The sequence below is a fragment of the Halostella salina genome (assembly GCF_003675855.1).
GTDB classification, from domain to species: Archaea; Halobacteriota; Halobacteria; order Halobacteriales; family Natronoarchaeaceae; genus Halostella; species Halostella salina.
On sequence record NZ_RCIH01000002.1, the window covers coordinates 166,122 to 183,603 of the forward strand.

General features: G+C 67.3%; 20 protein-coding genes. 6 read left to right on the forward strand and 14 right to left on the reverse strand.

The genetic code is table 11. The features are described from left to right. Positions 1-80 precede the first annotated feature (80 nt). The 4 genes from D8896_RS19180 (at position 81) to serA (ending at position 3,587) form a co-directional block, all read left to right on the forward strand. The gene (locus tag D8896_RS19180; RefSeq protein ID WP_162991435.1) at positions 81-791 is read left to right on the forward strand and encodes a hypothetical protein; all 711 of its coding nucleotides are present in this window, start codon (positions 81-83) and stop codon (positions 789-791) included. Next, positions 791-1,399 (forward strand): hypothetical protein, encoded by a 609-nt coding sequence (locus tag D8896_RS19185; RefSeq protein ID WP_162991436.1) that lies wholly within the window; start codon positions 791-793, stop codon positions 1,397-1,399. The genes D8896_RS19180 and D8896_RS19185 overlap by 1 nt, the downstream gene beginning before the upstream one ends. A gap of 30 nt (positions 1,400-1,429) precedes the next feature. After that, positions 1,430-1,867, forward strand: a complete 438-nt coding sequence (locus D8896_RS19190) for a hypothetical protein (RefSeq protein ID WP_162991437.1) — start codon at positions 1,430-1,432, stop codon at positions 1,865-1,867. A 130-nt stretch (positions 1,868-1,997) separates the two neighbouring features. Then, positions 1,998-3,587 (forward strand): phosphoglycerate dehydrogenase, encoded by a 1,590-nt coding sequence (gene serA / locus D8896_RS04195; RefSeq protein ID WP_121820832.1) that lies wholly within the window; start codon positions 1,998-2,000, stop codon positions 3,585-3,587. Between the two features lie 40 nt (positions 3,588-3,627). On the opposite strand, the gene D8896_RS04200 is transcribed toward serA, so the two are convergent. The 4 genes from D8896_RS04200 to D8896_RS04215 form a co-directional block, all read right to left on the reverse strand. Beyond that, positions 3,628-3,882: a hypothetical protein gene (locus D8896_RS04200; RefSeq protein WP_121820833.1), complete on the reverse strand. Its 255-nt coding sequence runs from the start codon at positions 3,880-3,882 to the stop codon at positions 3,628-3,630. Positions 3,883-3,975: 93 nt separating this feature from the next. After that, on the reverse strand, positions 3,976-5,238 hold the full coding sequence (gene thrC, locus D8896_RS04205) for a threonine synthase (RefSeq protein ID WP_121820834.1): 1,263 nt from the start codon (positions 5,236-5,238) through the stop codon (positions 3,976-3,978). Between the two features lie 62 nt (positions 5,239-5,300). Continuing rightward, entirely contained in the window at positions 5,301-5,681 is a 381-nt protein-coding gene (locus tag D8896_RS04210) for a helix-turn-helix domain-containing protein (RefSeq protein ID WP_121820835.1), read from the reverse strand. A gap of 50 nt (positions 5,682-5,731) precedes the next feature. Then, positions 5,732-5,974 (reverse strand): hypothetical protein, encoded by a 243-nt coding sequence (locus tag D8896_RS04215; RefSeq protein WP_121820836.1) that lies wholly within the window; start codon positions 5,972-5,974, stop codon positions 5,732-5,734. Positions 5,975-6,108: 134 nt separating this feature from the next. Between D8896_RS04215 and D8896_RS04220 the strand changes: the two genes are divergently transcribed. Continuing rightward, positions 6,109-6,582, forward strand: a complete 474-nt coding sequence (locus D8896_RS04220) for a histidine kinase (RefSeq protein ID WP_121820837.1) — start codon at positions 6,109-6,111, stop codon at positions 6,580-6,582. A 106-nt stretch (positions 6,583-6,688) separates the two neighbouring features. Further along, positions 6,689-7,159: a hypothetical protein gene (locus D8896_RS04225; RefSeq protein WP_121820838.1), complete on the forward strand. Its 471-nt coding sequence runs from the start codon at positions 6,689-6,691 to the stop codon at positions 7,157-7,159. Here the strand turns inward: D8896_RS04225 and argF are convergent, their stop codons facing one another. The 10 genes from argF to D8896_RS04275 all read right to left on the reverse strand — a co-directional run bounded on the left by argF (position 7,160) and on the right by D8896_RS04275 (position 17,380). After that, positions 7,160-8,071, reverse strand: coding sequence for an ornithine carbamoyltransferase (gene argF, locus D8896_RS04230; RefSeq protein ID WP_121820839.1), 912 nt, complete (start codon positions 8,069-8,071; stop codon positions 7,160-7,162). A 10-nt stretch (positions 8,072-8,081) separates the two neighbouring features. Then, positions 8,082-9,125: a [LysW]-lysine hydrolase gene (locus D8896_RS04235; RefSeq protein ID WP_121820840.1), complete on the reverse strand. Its 1,044-nt coding sequence runs from the start codon at positions 9,123-9,125 to the stop codon at positions 8,082-8,084. Then, positions 9,122-10,249, reverse strand: a complete 1,128-nt coding sequence (locus tag D8896_RS04240) for an aspartate aminotransferase family protein (RefSeq protein ID WP_121820841.1) — start codon at positions 10,247-10,249, stop codon at positions 9,122-9,124. The genes D8896_RS04235 and D8896_RS04240 overlap by 4 nt, the downstream gene beginning before the upstream one ends. Continuing rightward, positions 10,246-11,145: an acetylglutamate/acetylaminoadipate kinase gene (locus tag D8896_RS04245; protein WP_121820842.1), complete on the reverse strand. Its 900-nt coding sequence runs from the start codon at positions 11,143-11,145 to the stop codon at positions 10,246-10,248. Before D8896_RS04245 ends, D8896_RS04240 begins: the two co-directional genes overlap by 4 nt. A gap of 39 nt (positions 11,146-11,184) precedes the next feature. Next, the gene (argC, locus tag D8896_RS04250; protein ID WP_121820843.1) at positions 11,185-12,222 is read right to left on the reverse strand and encodes an N-acetyl-gamma-glutamyl-phosphate reductase; all 1,038 of its coding nucleotides are present in this window, start codon (positions 12,220-12,222) and stop codon (positions 11,185-11,187) included. Next, on the reverse strand, positions 12,219-13,088 hold the full coding sequence (gene lysX / locus D8896_RS04255; RefSeq protein ID WP_121820844.1) for a lysine biosynthesis protein LysX: 870 nt from the start codon (positions 13,086-13,088) through the stop codon (positions 12,219-12,221). The genes argC and lysX overlap by 4 nt, the downstream gene beginning before the upstream one ends. 72 nt (positions 13,089-13,160) lie before the next feature. Beyond that, on the reverse strand, positions 13,161-13,325 hold the full coding sequence (gene lysW / locus D8896_RS04260) for a lysine biosynthesis protein LysW (RefSeq protein ID WP_121820845.1): 165 nt from the start codon (positions 13,323-13,325) through the stop codon (positions 13,161-13,163). A gap of 201 nt (positions 13,326-13,526) precedes the next feature. Next, positions 13,527-15,008 (reverse strand): argininosuccinate lyase, encoded by a 1,482-nt coding sequence (gene argH / locus D8896_RS04265; RefSeq protein ID WP_121820846.1) that lies wholly within the window; start codon positions 15,006-15,008, stop codon positions 13,527-13,529. Position 15,009: 1 nt separating this feature from the next. Continuing rightward, entirely contained in the window at positions 15,010-16,248 is a 1,239-nt protein-coding gene (locus D8896_RS04270; protein ID WP_121820847.1) for an argininosuccinate synthase, read from the reverse strand. Between the two features lie 292 nt (positions 16,249-16,540). Then, positions 16,541-17,380, reverse strand: coding sequence for a hypothetical protein (locus tag D8896_RS04275; RefSeq protein ID WP_121820848.1), 840 nt, complete (start codon positions 17,378-17,380; stop codon positions 16,541-16,543). Positions 17,381-17,482: the final 102 nt, after the last annotated feature.

Genomic DNA, 17,482 nt, shown 5'->3' on the forward strand with positions numbered 1-17,482 from the left:
GTATGAAGAAGCCATACGATAGATTAGAAAATAACAAATAAAAAGATATTTAAACAGTAATTGAATGGTATTGTGTGAGGATGAAAAGAAGAGACTTACTCCACACAGTCGGTAGTGCATCTCTGGCCGCCGCCGGAATGGGGGTCGCAAAAGCTGAATCTAATGAAATCATTACTGAAAATGTTCATTTCGTAACATTTAGCGTTGGTCTTGCCGATGAATATCGATCTCAGAATAATATAACGCGAGAATCATCAGGATGCTCGGCGCGTCCAGATTATTCGTATGATGACTACAGAAACCGAATATTCGTACCCACCGGATCCCGTCCCTCACCTTCTGAAAATGAGCTAGTGGTTAGAACGACATATAATAGATACCATACAGGAAGAGAAGTAGACTTATTTACTCGAAGTCGTCCGATTCCTATTCGCGGATCGGTAGAAAGTATAGGAAACGAATATTTAGGTGTTAAGATTTCTCCGGATGTCAAAATTTTGAAAGAGGGAGCTAGAATAGAAGTTAGTTTAGATAACCAAAGTATGGTCTTACCTCCAAACAGTTCAAACGAAGTGATGGCAGAGACAGAAAACGACCATATCTTATCTTATGATATCACCAATCATGGGAATATACCGTTACTATCACATAGCACTAGGGAACTCCATCCGGTTTCTCCAGCGGACGAAGGCCAAATCAGAGAGATGGTAACAATCAATCAACCTTCAGACCCAGATATTCAATGGCATAGCAATAGCCATGCAATAAGCATTAATGAGGGAGGTACATAATGTCCGGATACACTAGTGTTGTAGTGGTTACAACGGAGGAACACCCTTGGGAAAATAAGGGTAACAGTCTTAGTGAAATAGCTAATCGAGTTGAAGATCGATGGAATGCCGAGATTGACAATGGTGACAATGAATTTACGATGAGGGCAACCGTCGACGATTATAAAGTTGATATAAATGATCGGACAGATGCAGAGACTGCGAAAAACGAAGCGGCTGGTTATCTGGAAAATTCTAATATTTCTATGGTGTATGATGTCGTTCTAGTCATGGATGATTATTCCCATGATGCTGCGAATGGATATGCATTCGTGGGATCTGAGAATAATCCTGCTGCTGGAACTTACGATAGGGGGATTGCATATTGTACAAAAGGAGATTATCACCTTGCAGAACATGAAGTATCACATACTTATGGTGGACTCCATGACCACCATGATGAGTGGGGGTCGTACCACTATACAATAATGGGTAACCCAGGTGACAAACAGTGCTTTGAAGATAACACTACATCCAGCTTCCGGGTTAGAAATAACCAATATAATAATTGCGCTCAACAGAATATAAGATCATATGTAAACGAACACCGAGATAAACTAAACTATTAATATAAATAACCTAACTTCAAGATTAGTCACATGACATCTATGATCGAAGCAGCGACATTCATGTTACCCCTAGGAAGTGTGGCCGGTTTAGTCGCATTTCTCGTTACTGCCGTCGTAGTTGGCGAGTACCGGCCTATCAAATTAATAGTATCAGTAGCTCGGCTAGAAGAGAACGGGAACCCTTCAAAGATGATGGTCGGTAGTATCTACGTGGCGTTGGGTGCTGCCGGTGGAATGATCTACTGGATACTGTTCGTCGTCGCTCCGGGGTATCCTGACTCGAAGATAGCCGCCACCGCGCTCTCCTTTTTCATCCTCGCGTACCTACCGATGGAATTTTCTCTCCTGAAACGCGACGCGGAGACCCACGCACATCGACTCCGTCTCGCGTGGGCCGGGTCGATCGTCGTCTATCTCCTCGTCGTTGTCGGCGTCACGACCCCGTTCCTGACCCAACCGACCGGGTGACGTCCGTCGTGTGAGGGCATCTTTTCTCCGACCGCTCGACCGCCGTCGCGGTCCGAAGCATCAATCGGCAGTTTTCGCCACCCCTGCCGACAAAGGAAGCGTTAACTCGGGCGCGCGAATTCGTCCCGACATGAAGGTACTCGTCACCGACCCGATCGCCGACGCGGGCCTCGAACGGCTCCGCGAAGCGGGCCACGAGGTCGTCACCGCCTACGACGTGGAGGGCGACGAACTGCTAGACGCCGTGGCCGACGCCAACGGGCTGATCGTCCGGTCAGGTACGGAGGTCACCGAGGACGTGTTCGCGGCCGCCGAGGAACTGGTCATCGTCGGCCGAGCCGGCATCGGCGTCGACAACATCGACATCGACGCCGCGACCGAGCACGGCGTCATCGTCGCCAACGCGCCGGAGGGCAACGTCCGCGCGGCCGCCGAGCACACGGTCGCCATGGCGTTCGCCTCGGCGCGCTCGATCCCGCAGGCTCACGTCCGCCTCAAGGCCGGCGAGTGGGCGAAAGGCGACTACCTCGGCACCGAGGTCAACGGCAAGACGCTGGGCGTCGTCGGCCTCGGCCGCGTCGGCCAGGAGGTCGCCAAGAAGCTGGACTCGCTGGGGATGGACCTGGTCGCGTTCGACCCCTACATCAGCGAGGAGCGCGCCGACCAGCTCGGCGCTGAACTGGTCGACCTGGACGGCTGTCTCGACCGCGCCGACTTCCTGACGGTTCACACGCCGCTGACCCCCGAGACCGAGAACATGATCGGCGAGGAAGAGCTGGCACAGCTGGAGGGCGGCTACCTCGTCAACTGCGCCCGCGGCGGCGTCGTCGACGAGGACGCGCTCGCGGCGGCCGTCGAGGACGGCGTCCTCGCCGGGGCCGCAGTCGACGTGTTCGCCGACGAGCCGGTGTCGCCGGACAATCCCCTGCTCGACGTGGAGGACGTGATCGTCACGCCCCACCTCGGCGCGTCGACGGAGGCCGCCCAGGAGAACGTCGCCGTCTCGACGGCCGACCAGGTGGTCGCCGCGTTCGACGAGGAGCCGGTCGTCAACGCCCTGAACGCCCCCTCGATCGACGAGAGCGCGTTCCCGCGCGTCGAGCCGTACATCGGCCTCGCGGAGACCGCCGGCAAGATCGCCGCACAGCTGTTCGACGGCCGGATCGCCGAGGTCGAGGTGCGCTACGAGGGCGACATCGCCGAGGAGGACGTGGAACTCGTGACGGCGAGCGGCCTCAAGGGCGTGTTCCAGCCCCTGGAGTGGCAGGTCAACGCCGTCAACGCGCCCCAGATCGCCGAGGAGCGCGGCATCGAGGTGACCGAGTCCAAGACCCGGCAGGCCGAGGACTTCCAGAGCCTCGTCACCGTGACGGTCACCGACGGCGAGGAGAAGATCAGCGTCGACGGGACGCTCTTCGCCGACGACGACGCCCGCATCGTCCGGGTCGACGGCTACCGCGTCGACGCCATCCCCGGCGGGCAGATGATGGTCGCGCGCAACACCGACGAGCCGGGCGTCATCGGCCTCATCGGCAGCGTGATGGGCGACCACGACGTGAACATCGCCGGGATGTACAACGCCCGCGAGACCATCGGCGGCGAGGCGCTGACCGTGTACAACGTGGACAGCCCCGTCCCCGACGCGGCGTTCGAGACGCTGGAGGCCGACGACCGCATCATCGAGGTGCGCTACATCCAGCTGAACGGCGTCGAGGAGTAGCGGGGACCGAGCGTGTCGAAGCGGCCGCGGCCGGGCCGCTTCAGCGTCGGAGTCTGTCGAGGAGGCCGGCGTCGCGGTCGCTTCTGTCGTCGTTCGCGGTTCGCGCTCGCTCGTCTAGCAGTCGTTCGTAGCGCGCTATCACCGCCTGCCGCCGCTTTCGCTCCTGATCCAGCGCCTGTTCGAGCGCGGCGATCCGGGCGCGGAGCTGTGCGGTCCGGGCGCGGCCGGCGACGCTCCCGGCGGGCGAGGTGCTGTCTCGGTGGCGTTCGGGTGGGGGTGGCTGGTTCGCTGCCATGCGTCTCCTCATGTGTGACAGAGTACCAAAGAACCCCAGCAGACGGGCGTCAGTCGGTCGTATGACGGGGGTCCCGCCGTCAGGTCCGTCCGCTTACTCGCCGAGATGCTCCAGCACGGCGTCGGTGTCGTTCGGCACCGGTTCGGGGTCGCCGCCCGCCTCGGCGGCCGCGTCGGGGTCCTTCAGCAGGTGGCCCGTCGTGAGGCAGACGACCGCCTCGTCGTCGCCGACGACGCCCGCCTCGCGGAGTTTCCGGAGGCCGGCGACCGACGCCGCGCTGGCCGGTTCGACGCCGACGCCCTCCGCGGCGAGGTCGCGCTGGGCCTCGGTGATCGCCTCGTCGGAGACGGCGACGGCGGTGCCGCCCGTCTCGCGGATGCCGGGCAGGGCCTTCGGGGCGTTGACGGGGTTGCCGATCCGGATCGCCGTCGCGCGGGTCTCGACCTCGTCCCAGCGCTCGGTGTCGTCCCAGCCGTGCTCGACCGCTTCCACCATCGGGGCCGCGCCCTCGGCCTGCACGCCGGTGAGCTTGGGGACCTCGTCCTCGGCCATCGCGCCGGCCTGGACGAGTTCGCGGAAGCACTTGTACAGCGCGGCGGTGTTGCCGGCGTTGCCCACCGGGAGGACGATCCGGTCGGGGAACCGGCTCTCGTCGTCGCGGAACTCCTCCAGGATTTCGAGGCCGATCGTCTTCTGGCCCTCCAGCCGGAACGGGTTCAGCGAGTTGAGCAGGTACGCCTCGCCGCGCGCGGCCAGGTCCTGCACGATGTCGAGGCAGGCGTCGAAGTTGCCGTCGACTTCGAGGATGCGGGCGTCGTGGAGGCTCGCCTGCGCGACCTTGCCGGCGGCGACCTTGCCGGCGGGCAGGAGCACGAGCGTCTCAAGGCCGGCGCGCGCGCCGTACGCCGCGAGCGCGGCGCTGGTGTTGCCCGTCGAGGCGCAGGCGAGGCGGTCGACGCCCAGTTCCTGCGCGACGCGGACGCCGACGGTCATCCCGCGGTCCTTGAAGCTGCCCGTCGGGTTCATCCCCTCGTGTTTCACGCGGAGGCGGTCGACGCCGACCTCGTCCTCCAGTCGGGGAACCTCGTGGAGGGGGGTCGACCCCTCGGGCAGGGTGACCCCCTCCGCGAACGGGAGCGCGGCGCTGTATCGCCACACCCCCCGACCCTCGAACTCGTCGAACGTCGGCGGGTCGGCGTAGCGCGCCTCCAGCAGGCCGTCGCAGTCGTCACAGCGGTACCGGATCGCCGAGAAGGGGGCGAACGACTCGCCACACTCGATGCAGGCCAGCCAGACGCCGTCCGTTGCCTCGTCGGGGACGGCCTCGGCCGCCGCCGAGAGGGTCATGGAACTCATTGTCGGGACCAACGCGTCCGGTCGGGAAAAGCGGTCCGCTCCGGGCGAAACTCCGCGCGACGCTACTCGTCGCCGAACCCGTCGATGGCGGCGTGGACGCGCTCGGTCCACTCGTCCAGGGCGTCGTGGAGCCGTGTCTTCGCCTCGGGAAGCGGGGTGGCGGTGTACTGGTACACGTAGCCGCCGGGGTCCAGCAGGCGGCGCTCGCGCTCGGCCAGCCCCTTCTCCATGAGCGTCGTCAGCGACCGGTTCACGTTGCTCCGGTCCCGGTCGAGTTCGTCGGCCAGTTCCTCGACGGTGCTGCCGGGGTGGTCCAGCAGCGCGAGGTACGTCCGCGTCTCGTGGGCCTGGATGTCGAACACGCAGGTCATGACCTCGCGGAACTCGGGGTCGGCTGTCTCCAGCAATTCGCCCATGTTCCGCGGGGGCTCGGAGTCGGCCATGCCACCCCGTTAGGTCGGACGGGGGTTAAAATTCCGCATCGGTTTCGCTCTCACTCCGGCGATTCGACGTACCCCTGGTTCTCGATGCACCGTCGCATCTCCGCGACGTCGTCGTGCTTGTGGAGCGTCGTCGGCGTGTCGCAGTAGTACGTCTCGCCGTCGTGGCGGAGCGTCACCTCGTGAGGGGAACCGAGCAGTTCGGTTTCGAGGACGACGCGTCGCCCGTCCTCGAGCGCGTCGAGGATGGTCTCCGCGTCGAGTTCGCCCGCAGTCGCGTGGAGTGGCTCGGGCATCGTCGGTGGCGAAGTATCGTGTTCGAGGCTAATCAGTGTTGGCGGCGGGACCTGGTATTTAATCCTATCGGCCCTATGCGCCCGCCGCGCCACGCCGAACCAGAACTATTTGCCGGTTCGTGGTATCGGGGAGCATGGCACAGCAGACAGCCACCGAACGAAGCACCGACACGGAAACGACGGTCGCCGCGTGGCAGGCCGGCGTCCTCGCGGGCATCGGCGGCGGGTTCGTGATGGGGATCATGCTGACGATGCAGATGACGCCGGTCATCGAGAATGCCATCCCCGCGCTGTGGGGGCTTTCAGGCGGGGCAGCGGGATGGACGATTCACATGGCGAACTCGGCCGTCTTAGGGGTCGTCTTCGCCGCGATAGCGGGCACTGCGGCGCTGTCCGACTACGGCGACTCGGTCGGGACGAGCGCGCTCGTCGGCGTCGCCTACGGCGTCGTGCTGTGGGTCGTCCTCGCGGCGGTCGTGATGCCAGTCTGGCTCGACGCCGTCGGGTTCGGCGCGGTACCGCCGCTGCCGAACTTCAACCCGATGAGCCTCGTCGGCCACGTCGTCTACGGGGCCGTGACCGGCGCGCTGTACCCGCTGATCCGGTAGTACGCCGGTCGACGTCCCGTGCTTCACGGGTCGGCGGTCACCGTGGGAATGTGCGGCTCGTGCATCAGCGGGCTAACACTTTATCGGTGGCCTAGGACTGTCGAGCATGGCAACGACCGACGAAGTCGGCCTCAGGACCGAGCGGAGCAACTCCTACGTCCTTTACGGCGCGCTCGCCGGGGTGGTCGCCGGACTCGCGTTCGGCCTGCTCATCCAGTTCCGGCTGGAGCGGATGACCGCGATCGGCGCGATGTACACGCTCGGCGAGCCGAGCCTCTCGATCGGGTGGGTCGCTCACGTCGTCCACAGCGCGCTGTTCGGCGCGCTGCTCGGGCTTGTCGTGGACCGCGAGCCGCTCCGAACGATCGCACGCAACCCCCTGAAAAGCGCCGGCGTCGGGATCGCGTACGGGATCACCCTCTGGGCGGTCAACATCGTGTTCCTCTGGCCGCTGTGGCTCAACGGCGTCGGCCTGCCGGGCGCGCCCGAGCTGCCGTTCCTCGGCGTCATGCCGCTGGTCGGCCACGTCGTGTACGGCGGTCTCGCCGGGGCGATCCTCTCGGCGGTGCTCCAGTAGCTACGCGTCGAGCAGGTGCGCGAGCAGCCCCTTCTGGGCGTGCATTCGGTTTTCCGCCTGTCGCCACACCAGCGAGCGGTCGCTCTCGATGACGGCGTCGGTGATCTCCTCGCCGCGGTGCGCGGGGAGACAGTGCATCACCGACGCGTCCGGCGCTGCGCCCGCGAGCAGGTCCTCGTTCACCTGGAACCCCTCGAAGTCGGTCATCCGCACGTCGCGCTCGTCCTCCTGGCCCATGCTGATCCACACGTCGGTGTAGATCACGTCAGCGTCCTCGACGGCCGCGACCGGGTCGTCGGTCACCGTCGGGTCGCCGCCGAGGTCGCGGGCGCGCTCGACCACGTCGTCGTCGATCCCGTACCCCTCGGGCGTGGCGACGGTGAGGTCGATATCGGTCAGCGCACAGCCGAGCGCGAACGACTGGGCGACGTTGTTCCCGTCGCCGACCCACGCCGCCGAGACGCCGTCGAAGCCGCCCTCCGTCTCGCGGATCGTCAGCAGGTCCGCGAGCGTCTGGCACGGGTGGGCGTCGTCGGTCAGCCCGTTGACCACGGGCACGTCGGCGTACTCGGCCAGCACCTCGACGTTGTGGTGCTTGAACACGCGGGCCATCAGCGCGTCGACGTAGCCCGACAGCGCTCGGGCGGTGTCCTTCAGCGGCTCGCCGCGGCCGAGCTGGATGTCGTTCTCGCCGAGGAACACGGCGTGGCCACCCAGTTGCGTCATCCCCGTCTCGAAGGAGACCCGGGTTCGCGTCGAGGGCTTCTGGAACAGCATGCCGAGGGTCCGCTCCGGCAGGTCGCGGTGCGGTTCGCCCGCGGCGAGTTGCTCCTTGTACGCCGCCCCCCTGTCGAGGACGGCCGTCAGTTCGTCCGGGGTCAGGTCGTCGACGTCGAGGTAGTTGTCGGTCATGTGTTGGCGGTCACGACTGCAAGCGGTCAGCGACGCGTTCGAGCACCGCGACGGCGCGGTCGAACTCGGACAGCGACAGATGTTCGTTCGGCGCGTGGTCGAGGTCGGAATCGCCCGGGCCGTACGTCGCCATCGGGCAGTCCCAGGCCCGTGCGTAGAGGTTCATGTCGCTCGTGCCGGTCTTGCGGAGCAGTCGGGGGTCGCCGTCCGCGTCGCGGATCGCGGCGCGGAACGCCCGCGCCACGTCGTTCCGGGGGTTCTCCATCACCGGCGGGATCGGCTCCTCCCAGGTGACGGTGCCCGACTCCAGTTCGCCGTCCGCAACCTCGCGGACGGCCTCGGCGGTCTGCTCGGGCGGGATCCGGAGCTGCACGTCCATCGTCGCCTCGACGGAGAGGCCGTCGGCGGTGAACCCGCCGTCGAAGGAGACCGGTTTCGTGGTCACCTGCTCGAAGACGGGCACCCACTCGTCCGGTTCGAACGCGTCCTCGACCCGGGACCACCAGCGGATGCCGTCCTGGATGGCGTTTGCCTCGGGACGGGACGTGTGGCCGGACTCGCTGGTAGCGACGTACGTGCCCGCGAGGAAGCCCCGATAGCCGAGCGTGATGCCGTCCCAGCCGCTCGGCTCGCCGTTGATCACGGCGTCGGGCGCGTCGCGGTCGGCGACGAGGTGGCGCGCCCCCCGCGAGTTCGTCTCCTCGCCCACGACGCCGACGAAGGAGACGCCCGTCCGCACCGCCGCAGCGGCCATCGCCGCGAGCGGGCCGGTGGCGTCGACGGAGCCGCGCCCCCAGAGGTTCCCGTCATCGTCCACCTCGACGGGGATCTCGCCGGGCACGGTGTCGATATGCGAGGTCAGCAGGACGGCGTCGTCGGCGGGCGCGCGGACGTTGCCGACCTCGTCGATCCACACGTCGCGGCCGTGGGCCTCGAAGAAGTCGGCGAGGTGCTCGGCCGCCTCGGCCTCCTCGCCCGTCGGCGAGGGGATCGAGACGAGGTCGACGAGCAGGTCGCGGGCCTCGTCGTCGGGGACGGCGGCGGTTGCGCTCATGTGACGACGGCCTCCATGGCGTCGACGACCTCGTCGACGTGGGCCTCGTCGACCGTCAGCGGCGGGAGCAGGCGCACGACGGTCCGGCCAGCCGGCAGCGCGAGCACGCCGTGGTTCATCGCGAGTTCCTTCAGCGCGCGGTTCGCGCCGCGGCCGACCTCGACGCCGACTAGCAGGCCCTCGCCGCGGACCTCGCGGACCTCGTCGCCGAGCGCCGCTTCGAGTTCGGACTGCAGGTACTCCCCCATCGCGGCGGCATTGTCCGCGACGCCGTCCTCAATGACCGTCTGGACGGTCGCACCGGCTGCCGCGGAGACGACCGGGCCGCCGGAGAACGTCGAGGCGTGGGAGCCGTAGTTCTCGGCGATCCAGTCGCGACACAGCGTCGCGCCCATCGGGAGCCCGTTCGCCAGCCCCTTCGCGCTCGTGATGATGTCGGGGGTGATGCCCGCCCGCTGGCAGTTCCAGAGCGCGCCCGTCCGGCCCATGCCGGTCTGGACCTCGTCGAAGATCAGCGCCGCGCCGGCGTCCTCGGTGACCTCGCGGGCGGCCCGCAGGTACTCGGTCGAGGCGGGGTTGATCCCGCCCTCGCCCTGGACCGGTTCGACGATGACGCCCGCGGTGTCGTCGTCGACGGCCTCGGCGAGGGCGTCGGCGTCGTCGTACGGCACGAACTCCACGTCGCCGATCAGCGGCTCGTACGGCTCCTTGTACTTGCTCTTCCAGGTGGTGGCGAGCGACCCCATCGTCCGCCCGTGGAACCCCTGCATCGTGGCGACGAGCTTCGACTCGCCCGTCGCGGCGCGGGCGAACTTCAGCGCGGCCTCGTTGGCCTCCGTCCCGGAGTTGCAGAGCCACACCTTGTCGATTGGGTCCGGTGCGGTCTCCGCGAGGCGCTCGTACAGCGCCGTCCGGGCGGCGTTGGGGTAGGACGCCTGCACGTAGGTGAGCCGCTCGAACTGCTCGGTGACGGCCTCGGTGATGGCGGGGTGGCCGTGGCCGAGCGGCACGCAGGCGTACGACGCGCCCATGTCGAGGTACTCGTTGCCGTCCTCGTCGTAGAGGTACGCGCCCTCGCCGCGCTCGATCGGGATCGGCTTCTCGGAGAAGACGAAGCCGCTCATGCCTCGTCACCTCCGATTTCGTCGGCGTCGATCCCGTCGACCTGCTCGCCCTCGGCGTCCGCGCCGAGCGCGCCGGGCGTGATCGTCGTGCCAGCGCCGTCGAGCGCCTCGACGATGGGATCGTTCCGGTTCGCGTCGGCGACGGTGACCGACGCCGCGCCGCCCTCCAGCGCCTCGGTCGCCGCCATCACCTTCTTCGTCATGAACCCCTCCGCGGCGGCCTCGACGCGCTCGAACTCGGCGGGCGTCGTCGCCGCGTCGATCAGCGTCGACTCGTCGTCGGGGTCCTCGTACACGCCCGCCACGTCCGTGAGGACGACCAGGTCCGCGCCGAGCGCGCCCGCGACGGCGGCCGCCGCGCGGTCCGCGTCGGCGTTGACCGGCGTGCCCGTCGTGGTCCCGTCCTCGGCCGCGAGCATCGGCACGGTGACGACCGGCGTGTACCCGTCCGAGAGGAGCGTCTCCAGCAGGTCCGCGTTCACGTCCTCGATCTTGCCCGAGTGGTCGCCGCGCCGGATCTTCTTCTTGCCGTCCTCGACGACCCGGACCGCGGACTTCCGCGGACCGGTGAGGAGCTTGCCGTCGACGCCGGAGAGGCCGACGGCGTCGACCCCCTCCGACTGGAGGCCGGCGACGAGGTCGGTGTTCAGCTTGCCGGGCAGCACCATCTCGAACACCTCCATCGTCCGCTCGTCGGTGAATCGGCCGACGACGCCGCCCGGCGTCTCGACGTATTCGGGCTCCTCGCCCAGCGCTTCGAGGGTCTCGTCCACCGCGGTCGACCCGCCGTGGACGACGACCACGTCCTCGCCGTTGGCCGTCAGGTGGGCCACGTCCGCCAGTGCGCCTTCCGGGTCGACGGCGCGCGCGCCGCCGATCTTGACTACTACTGTCATGGTACTGAAAAATCGGTGTCTGTCTGCGTCATTGAAAGCTCAGGGTGCGCCGACGGGGTGGAGCCCCTGGAACTCCAGGCCCGCCGTCTCCTCGAAGCCCAGCGCGACGTTGGCGGCGTGGACCGCCTGCCCCGCCGAGCCCTTCATCATGTTGTCGATGGCCGAGAAGACCACGAGGCGCTCGTTGCCGGGGTCCAGCTCGAAGCCGACCTCGGCGTGGTTCGTCCCGGCGACGGCCTTCGGCTCGGGGTAGCGGTAGACGCCGGAGCCGCCCGCCGCCAGCCGGACGAACGGTTCGTCCTCGTAGGCCCCGCGGTACGCGCCCCAGAGGTCGCCCTTCGAGACGGGGTCGTCCGGGAACACGTGACAGGTCGCGGACGCGCCGCGGATCATGTCCACGGCGTGGCAGGTGAACGAGACGGACGTGCCGAGGAACTGCTCGATCTCGGCCTCGTGGCGGTGGCCGGTCGGCGCGTACGGGCGGACGACGCCCGAGCGCTCGGGATGGGACGACGCCTCGCCGCCGCCCGCGCCGCCTTCCGAGGAGCCGACCTTCACGTCGACGACTATCTGCTCGTCACCGGAGAGCACGCCGTCGGCGAACAGCGGGTACAGCCCGAGGATCGTCGCGGTGGCGTTACAGCCGCCCGAAGCGATCAGGTCCGCGCCCGCGAGGTTCTCGCGGTTGATCTCCGGGAGCGCGTACTCGGCCTCGTCTAACAGTTCGGGCCGGCTGTGGCCGTCGTACCACTCGTCGTACTGCTCTTCGGAGTCGAGCCGGAAGTCCGCCGAGAGGTCGACGACGGTGTCGGCGGCGTCCCGGAACGCGTCGATCCGCTCCATCGAGACGCCGTGGGGCGTCGCGGCGAACAGGACGTCGACGCTCTCCAGGTCCGCGGGGTCGGAGAAGCGCAGGTCGGTCCCCCGCAGGTTCGGGTGGACCGAGCCGACCGATTTGCCGTCGTAGCTCCGGCTCGTCGCCTGGGCCACCTCGAACTCGGGGTGGCCGGCGAGCAGCCGCAGCAGTTCGCCGCCGGTGAAGCCGCTCCCGCCGACGACCGTCGCCGAGGGCGTCACTGTGCGGTCACCTCCTGCCGCTCCGCGGCCGTCGCCTCCAGCCAGTCGACGACGGCGGCGGGCACGTCCACGTCGGTCGTGTCGTTCAGCGCCTTGAACTCGACGGTGTGGTTCACCTCGTGGACGGTGTAGCTGTCGCCCGTCTCCATGAGGTCGACGCCGAGCAGGCCGCCGCCGACGGCGTCGCTCGCTTGCTCGACAAGGTCACGGGCCTCGTCGTCGAGTTCGAACTCGGCCGTCTCGGCACCCTGTGCGGCGTTGGTGAGCCAGTGGTCCGACGAGCGGACCATCGCGGCGACGGGCTCGCCGTCGGTCGCCAGCACGCGGATGTCGCGGCCGGGCTTCTCGACGAACTCCTGGACGTAGAACACCTTGTGCTCGTAGTGGCCGAGCGTCGCCTTGTGTTCGAGGATGGCCTCGGCGGCGCTTTTCGAGTCTATCTTCGCCATCAGGCGACCCCAGGAGCCGATCACCGGCTTGAGGACGCAGGGGTAGCCGAAGTCCTCGATGATCTCCATCGCGGCGTCCTTGGTGAACGCCACGTCCGTGTTGGGCGTGGGGATGCCCGCGCGGGTGAGCGCGAGGCTGTTTTTCACCTTGTCCGCACACACCTCGGCGGTGTCCGGGCTGTTGACGACGGGCACGTCGTACGCCTCGCAGAACTGCGTGACGTAGAGGCTCCGGCTCGTCGCCAGACAGCGGTCGATCACCAGATCGAGGTCGTCGAACGCCGGCGGTGCCTGCTCGATGTTGAACCGCTGTTTCCGCACGTCTATCTTGGTCACCTCGTGGCCCCGGTCGCGAAGCTCCGACAGCAGGAGCTTCTCGTCCTTGCGGATCCGGGAGTACAGCATGCCGACGTTCATTGTCGTGTGTTCGTGGTAGGTCGCTGGGTCGTCTCGGTCGCTCGTCGAGCGAGTGTTCGTGCCGTCGTCACCTTACTCCCCCCAGTCCTCTTCCAGCTCGGGGGCCTTCTCGAGGACCGGCGGGTTGGTGTCGGTGACTTCCAGCTCCGCGCCGCAGGTGGTGCAGTCGAGTATCTCTCCCACTTCGAGGTCGTCGTGCAGGGCGACGTCGGCCCCGCACTCAACGCATTCCGCCATTGTACTCCTCACTCGTCGTGGAGAGACCTTAAACCCTTCGAACTTACCAGAAAAATTAAGTTATCTACAGCCACCTCTAATGGAGTTAGGAGCGTTCAAAACCGAATTTCGAGTTCCGATATCAGATTCGGAATATGTTATGTGTCCCCTCGCGGGGACGGCGGCAGCGGCGGCCCGGTCGCCGGGGGCGTGTGGACCGGCTCACGCATACGACGCCACCTCCGCGTGGAGCAGTTCGTCGGCGTCCGCGACCGCGTCGCGCTCGGTTTCGACGGCCTCGGCGTGGACCGCCAGCGCCGTCTCGGCCTCGCTCACCTGTGCCGCCACGGCGTCGGCCGCGGGGCCGCCCAGCGAGTCGCGGCTCGCCACGCTCTCGGCGGGGTCGAGCGCGGCCTCGACGGCCTCGCGGTCGACGTACGTCGAGAGCGGGTCGCCGAGCACCTCGCGGGCCGCGGCGTCCAGCGCGTCGTAGTCCGCGCCGGCGTCAGCCGACCCGTCCGCAGCCTCCATACGCTCGGCCGCCGCGGCCACCATCTCGTGGGCCGAGCGGAACGGGAGGCCGTGCATCGCCAGCAGGTCCGCGACGCCGGTCGCCGTCGAGAACCCCTCGCCCGCCGCGGCGGCGAGCGCGTCGGCGTTCCAGTCGGCGGTGGCGACCGCCCCGGCGGCCACGTCGGCCGCGTCGACGACCGCGTCGACCGTGTCCCAGGCGTGGGGCGTCGCGCGCTGGAGGTCGCGGTTGTACGCGCGGGGCAGGCCCTTCAGCGTCGTCAACAGGCCGTTGACCCCGCTCGCGGCGTCGCCCGCGGTCGCGCGGACCAGTTCCAGCGTGTCGGGATTCTTCTTCTGGGGCATGATCGACGACGTGGACGCGTAGTCGTCGGCCAGATCGACGAACCCCTTGTTGGCGAAGACGACCAGGTCCTCGGCCAGCCCCGACAGCGTCGTCGCGTGGTTCGCCAGTGCGCTCGTCGCTTCAAGCAGGAAGTCACGCGCCGAACTCGCGTCCATCGAGTTGCCGAGGACCGTCTCGAAGCCGAGCAGGTCGGCGGTCCGCTCGCGGTCCACGTCGAAGGGCGTCCCCGCGAACGCCGCCGCGCCCAGCGGCGAGCGGTTCGTCCGGTCGTACGCGTCGAGCAGGCGCTCGGTGTCGCGGGCGACCGCCGACTCGTAGGACAGCAGCCAGTGGGCCACCGTCGTGGGCTGGGCGGGCTGGAGGTGCGTGTAGCCGGGCATCACCGTCGCGTCGTGGGCCGCGGCCGCCTCCGTCAGCGCCTCGCGCAGCGCCAGCGTCGCCTCGGCGGCGTCGAGCAGGTCCTCGCGCAGCCGGTAGCGGATGCAGGTCGCCACCTCGTCGTTGCGCGAGCGGGCAGTGTGCATCTTCCCGCCCTCGTCGCCGACGCGCTCGATCACCGCCGTCTCGATGGCGGCGTGGACGTCCTCGCCGTCGGGGAGCGCGCCGTGGCCCGCCGCCTCGATGTCGTCCAGCGCGGCGAGGATGTCGCCCGCGACCTCGTCGTCGACGATGTCCTGCTCGGCGAGCATCACGACGTGCGCGCGGTCGACCGCGAGGTCGGCCGCGAAGATGTGCCGGTCCGCGTCGAGCGAGGAGAGGAACTCGCGGGCGGGGCCGCCGCTGAAGCGGTCGCGGCGCACCACGTCGCCGGAGTTCCCCTCGGTCATCTCACTCGCCCTCGCTCTCGCCGCCGTCGGGCGTCAGCTTCTTCCCGTTCGCGGCGTCGGTGACGGCGTTTGCCAGGCGGCCCTGGAAGCCGTGGTACTTGGCGACGCCGGTGGCGTCCTTCTGGGTGATGTTCTGCCCCTCGACCGTCTCGGTGTTGAACGACGCGGCGTCCTCGGAGTAGGCCGCGTACTCGCTCTCGCGGGCGACCGGGCGGGCGCTCCCGCCCTCCAGCTTGACCGTCGCCGTGCCGGTGACGCGGGACTGTGTCTCGTCGATGAACGCCTCCAGCGCGCGGACCAGCGGCGCGTCGACGAGGCCCTGGTACGCCTTGTTCGCCCACTGCTGGTCGACCTGCTCCTTGAAGTCGCGCTCCTCCTGGGTGAGGACGAGCCCCTCAAGCGCCTCGTGGGCGTTCAGCAGGACGGTCGCGGCGGGGTGCTCGTAGTTCTCGCGCACCTTCAGCCCGAGCATGCGGTCCTCCATCATGTCCGTGCGGCCGACGCCGTACGCGCCGGCGCGCTCGTTCAGGTGCTCGATCAGCTCGACCGGACCGTACTCCTCGCCGTCGACGGCGACGGGTTCGCCGTCCTCGAACTCGATCTCCACGAGATCCGTATCGCCGGCGGTGCCGGGCGCGTCGGTCCACTCGTAGATGTCCTCCGGCGGCACGTAGCCCGGGTCCTCCAGCTTCGCGCCCTCGACCGAGCGGCTCCAGAGGTTCGTGTCGATCGACCAGTCGCCCTCGTTGCCGCTCTCGACCGGGAGGCCGCGCTCCTCGGCGTACTCCATCTCCCACTCGCGTGTGAGTTCGAGCTCGCGGACGGGCGCGATGACATCCAGATCGGAGTCGCGCCAGACCGCCTCGAAGCGGAGCTGGTCGTTCCCCTTGCCGGTACAGCCGTGGGCGACGGCGTCGCAGTCGTGTTCCTTCGCCGTCTCGAGGATCGCGTTCGCGATCACCGGGCGCGCCAGCGCGGTGCCGAGCGGGTAGCCCTGGTAGGTCGCGTTCGCTTTCAGCGAGTCGAGACACATCGTGGCGAACTCCTCTCGGGCGTCGACGACGTACTGGTCCACGTCTAGCGCTTCGGCGGTCTCTTCGGCTTCGTCGAACTCCTCGGCGGGCTGGCCGACGTCGACCGTGACGCCGATAACCTCGTCGTATCCGTACTCCTCTTCGAGCAGTCCGACGCACACCGTCGTGTCGAGTCCGCCCGAGAAGGCGAGTGCCACGCGTTCCATCTGTGACCGAACGGACGAACTTGAAGATATTAAATTCTTCTATCCTAGTTTTGTAAGAAAATCACAGAGATGCCTATAGACGATTTACAGACTTCTCATCTGTTCGTTGGAGCACCAGTGTCGAGGGAGTGATAGATGTGGGCCTACGGGAGGCCCGGTCGTCGCGGTCGCGGAGAAACGGCGGCGGACCCATCGCTGTCCCGGAGCGGCGTCCCGGACGGGCGACGGAAGCGACTCATCGTACTGATCAGTAGCAACAGCAGGCTATTAAACCCTTCCGGCGGGGCAAATGTTACGGCTCGGCGACCGTGACCGCGGGAGCGGCGAACGCGTCGGCGGCAACGGTCCGGACGCTATCGCGACGCTCCCCCGCCTCGCCACCACGGTCGTCTCCCGCGCCGCTGCGGCCGTCGGCCGACCCGTTGCCCGCGTCGCTCCCGTTCGACGGGCCACGGTCATCGGCCGCGTCGTTCCCGGTTTCCGGACCGCGGTCGTCGGCCGGATCGCTCCCGTTCTCCGGACCGCGATCCTCGGGCGGGCCGCCGCGGTCGGGTCCGAGCCCGACACCGGGGTTCTCACCGACGATCGAACGGGCGAGTTCAGCGGTTTCGGGGCCGGTAAGGTTGCCGGCTCGGGTCCGGAGCGTCCGGATCCGCTCCGACCGCTCCTGGCTCAGCGCGCCAGGTCCGGACGCGGCGAGGTCGGCGCTGACGTTCGCCATGTGGCGGACGTTGCGGGTCTCGGCGGCGAGCGTCGCCATCCGGGCGCGGTACTCGCCCTCCCCGATGGTGCCGTTCTCGTGGGCGGCCGTCAGCGCCGCGCGGCGCTGTTCGAGTTCCGCAAGCCGCTGTTCCAGTTCCGGCAATCGCTCGTCGACGACCGCTGCCGGCCCGGCCGGGGAGCGGTTCGCGCCGACGCGGAAGGCACGCTCGCTGATCTCGCCGTCGACTGCCGCACCCTGCGCGCCGACGACGCCGGCGAGCTGTTCGCCCGGTGCGACCGTGTCGTTCGTCTCGTTGTCGGCGACTCCCGCGACCCCCGCGCCGCCGTCGACCCCTGCAGCGGCGACGGCGGGGACCGTCGCAACCGCCGCCAGGACGGCCAGGGTGACGAGGAAGCTCCGTTCGTTCATCTCGGTTCGTCGTTACGCCCCCACCAACATATAAACTCCAGACCCTCGCCCCGGATCAACGTCCGTTAAGCCGGGTTAATTCACGCAAAACGTCGAGCTTGC

Coding starts and splice junctions, on each gene's coding strand:
- D8896_RS19180 (WP_162991435.1), top strand. CDS start 81: ATGAAAAGAAGAGACTTACTCCACACAGTCGGTAGTGCATCTCTGGCC.
- D8896_RS19185 (WP_162991436.1), top strand. CDS start 791: ATGTCCGGATACACTAGTGTTGTAGTGGTTACAACGGAGGAACACCCT.
- D8896_RS19190 (WP_162991437.1), top strand. CDS start 1,430: ATGACATCTATGATCGAAGCAGCGACATTCATGTTACCCCTAGGAAGT.
- serA (WP_121820832.1), top strand. CDS start 1,998: ATGAAGGTACTCGTCACCGACCCGATCGCCGACGCGGGCCTCGAACGG.
- D8896_RS04200 (WP_121820833.1), bottom strand. CDS start 3,882: ATGGCAGCGAACCAGCCACCCCCACCCGAACGCCACCGAGACAGCACC.
- thrC (WP_121820834.1), bottom strand. CDS start 5,238: ATGAGTTCCATGACCCTCTCGGCGGCGGCCGAGGCCGTCCCCGACGAG.
- D8896_RS04210 (WP_121820835.1), bottom strand. CDS start 5,681: ATGGCCGACTCCGAGCCCCCGCGGAACATGGGCGAATTGCTGGAGACA.
- D8896_RS04215 (WP_121820836.1), bottom strand. CDS start 5,974: ATGCCCGAGCCACTCCACGCGACTGCGGGCGAACTCGACGCGGAGACC.
- D8896_RS04220 (WP_121820837.1), top strand. CDS start 6,109: ATGGCACAGCAGACAGCCACCGAACGAAGCACCGACACGGAAACGACG.
- D8896_RS04225 (WP_121820838.1), top strand. CDS start 6,689: ATGGCAACGACCGACGAAGTCGGCCTCAGGACCGAGCGGAGCAACTCC.
- argF (WP_121820839.1), bottom strand. CDS start 8,071: ATGACCGACAACTACCTCGACGTCGACGACCTGACCCCGGACGAACTG.
- D8896_RS04235 (WP_121820840.1), bottom strand. CDS start 9,125: ATGAGCGCAACCGCCGCCGTCCCCGACGACGAGGCCCGCGACCTGCTC.
- D8896_RS04240 (WP_121820841.1), bottom strand. CDS start 10,249: ATGAGCGGCTTCGTCTTCTCCGAGAAGCCGATCCCGATCGAGCGCGGC.
- D8896_RS04245 (WP_121820842.1), bottom strand. CDS start 11,145: ATGACAGTAGTAGTCAAGATCGGCGGCGCGCGCGCCGTCGACCCGGAA.
- lysX (WP_121820844.1), bottom strand. CDS start 13,088: ATGAACGTCGGCATGCTGTACTCCCGGATCCGCAAGGACGAGAAGCTC.
- lysW (WP_121820845.1), bottom strand. CDS start 13,325: ATGGCGGAATGCGTTGAGTGCGGGGCCGACGTCGCCCTGCACGACGAC.
- argH (WP_121820846.1), bottom strand. CDS start 15,008: ATGACCGAGGGGAACTCCGGCGACGTGGTGCGCCGCGACCGCTTCAGC.
- D8896_RS04270 (WP_121820847.1), bottom strand. CDS start 16,248: ATGGAACGCGTGGCACTCGCCTTCTCGGGCGGACTCGACACGACGGTG.
- D8896_RS04275 (WP_121820848.1), bottom strand. CDS start 17,380: ATGAACGAACGGAGCTTCCTCGTCACCCTGGCCGTCCTGGCGGCGGTT.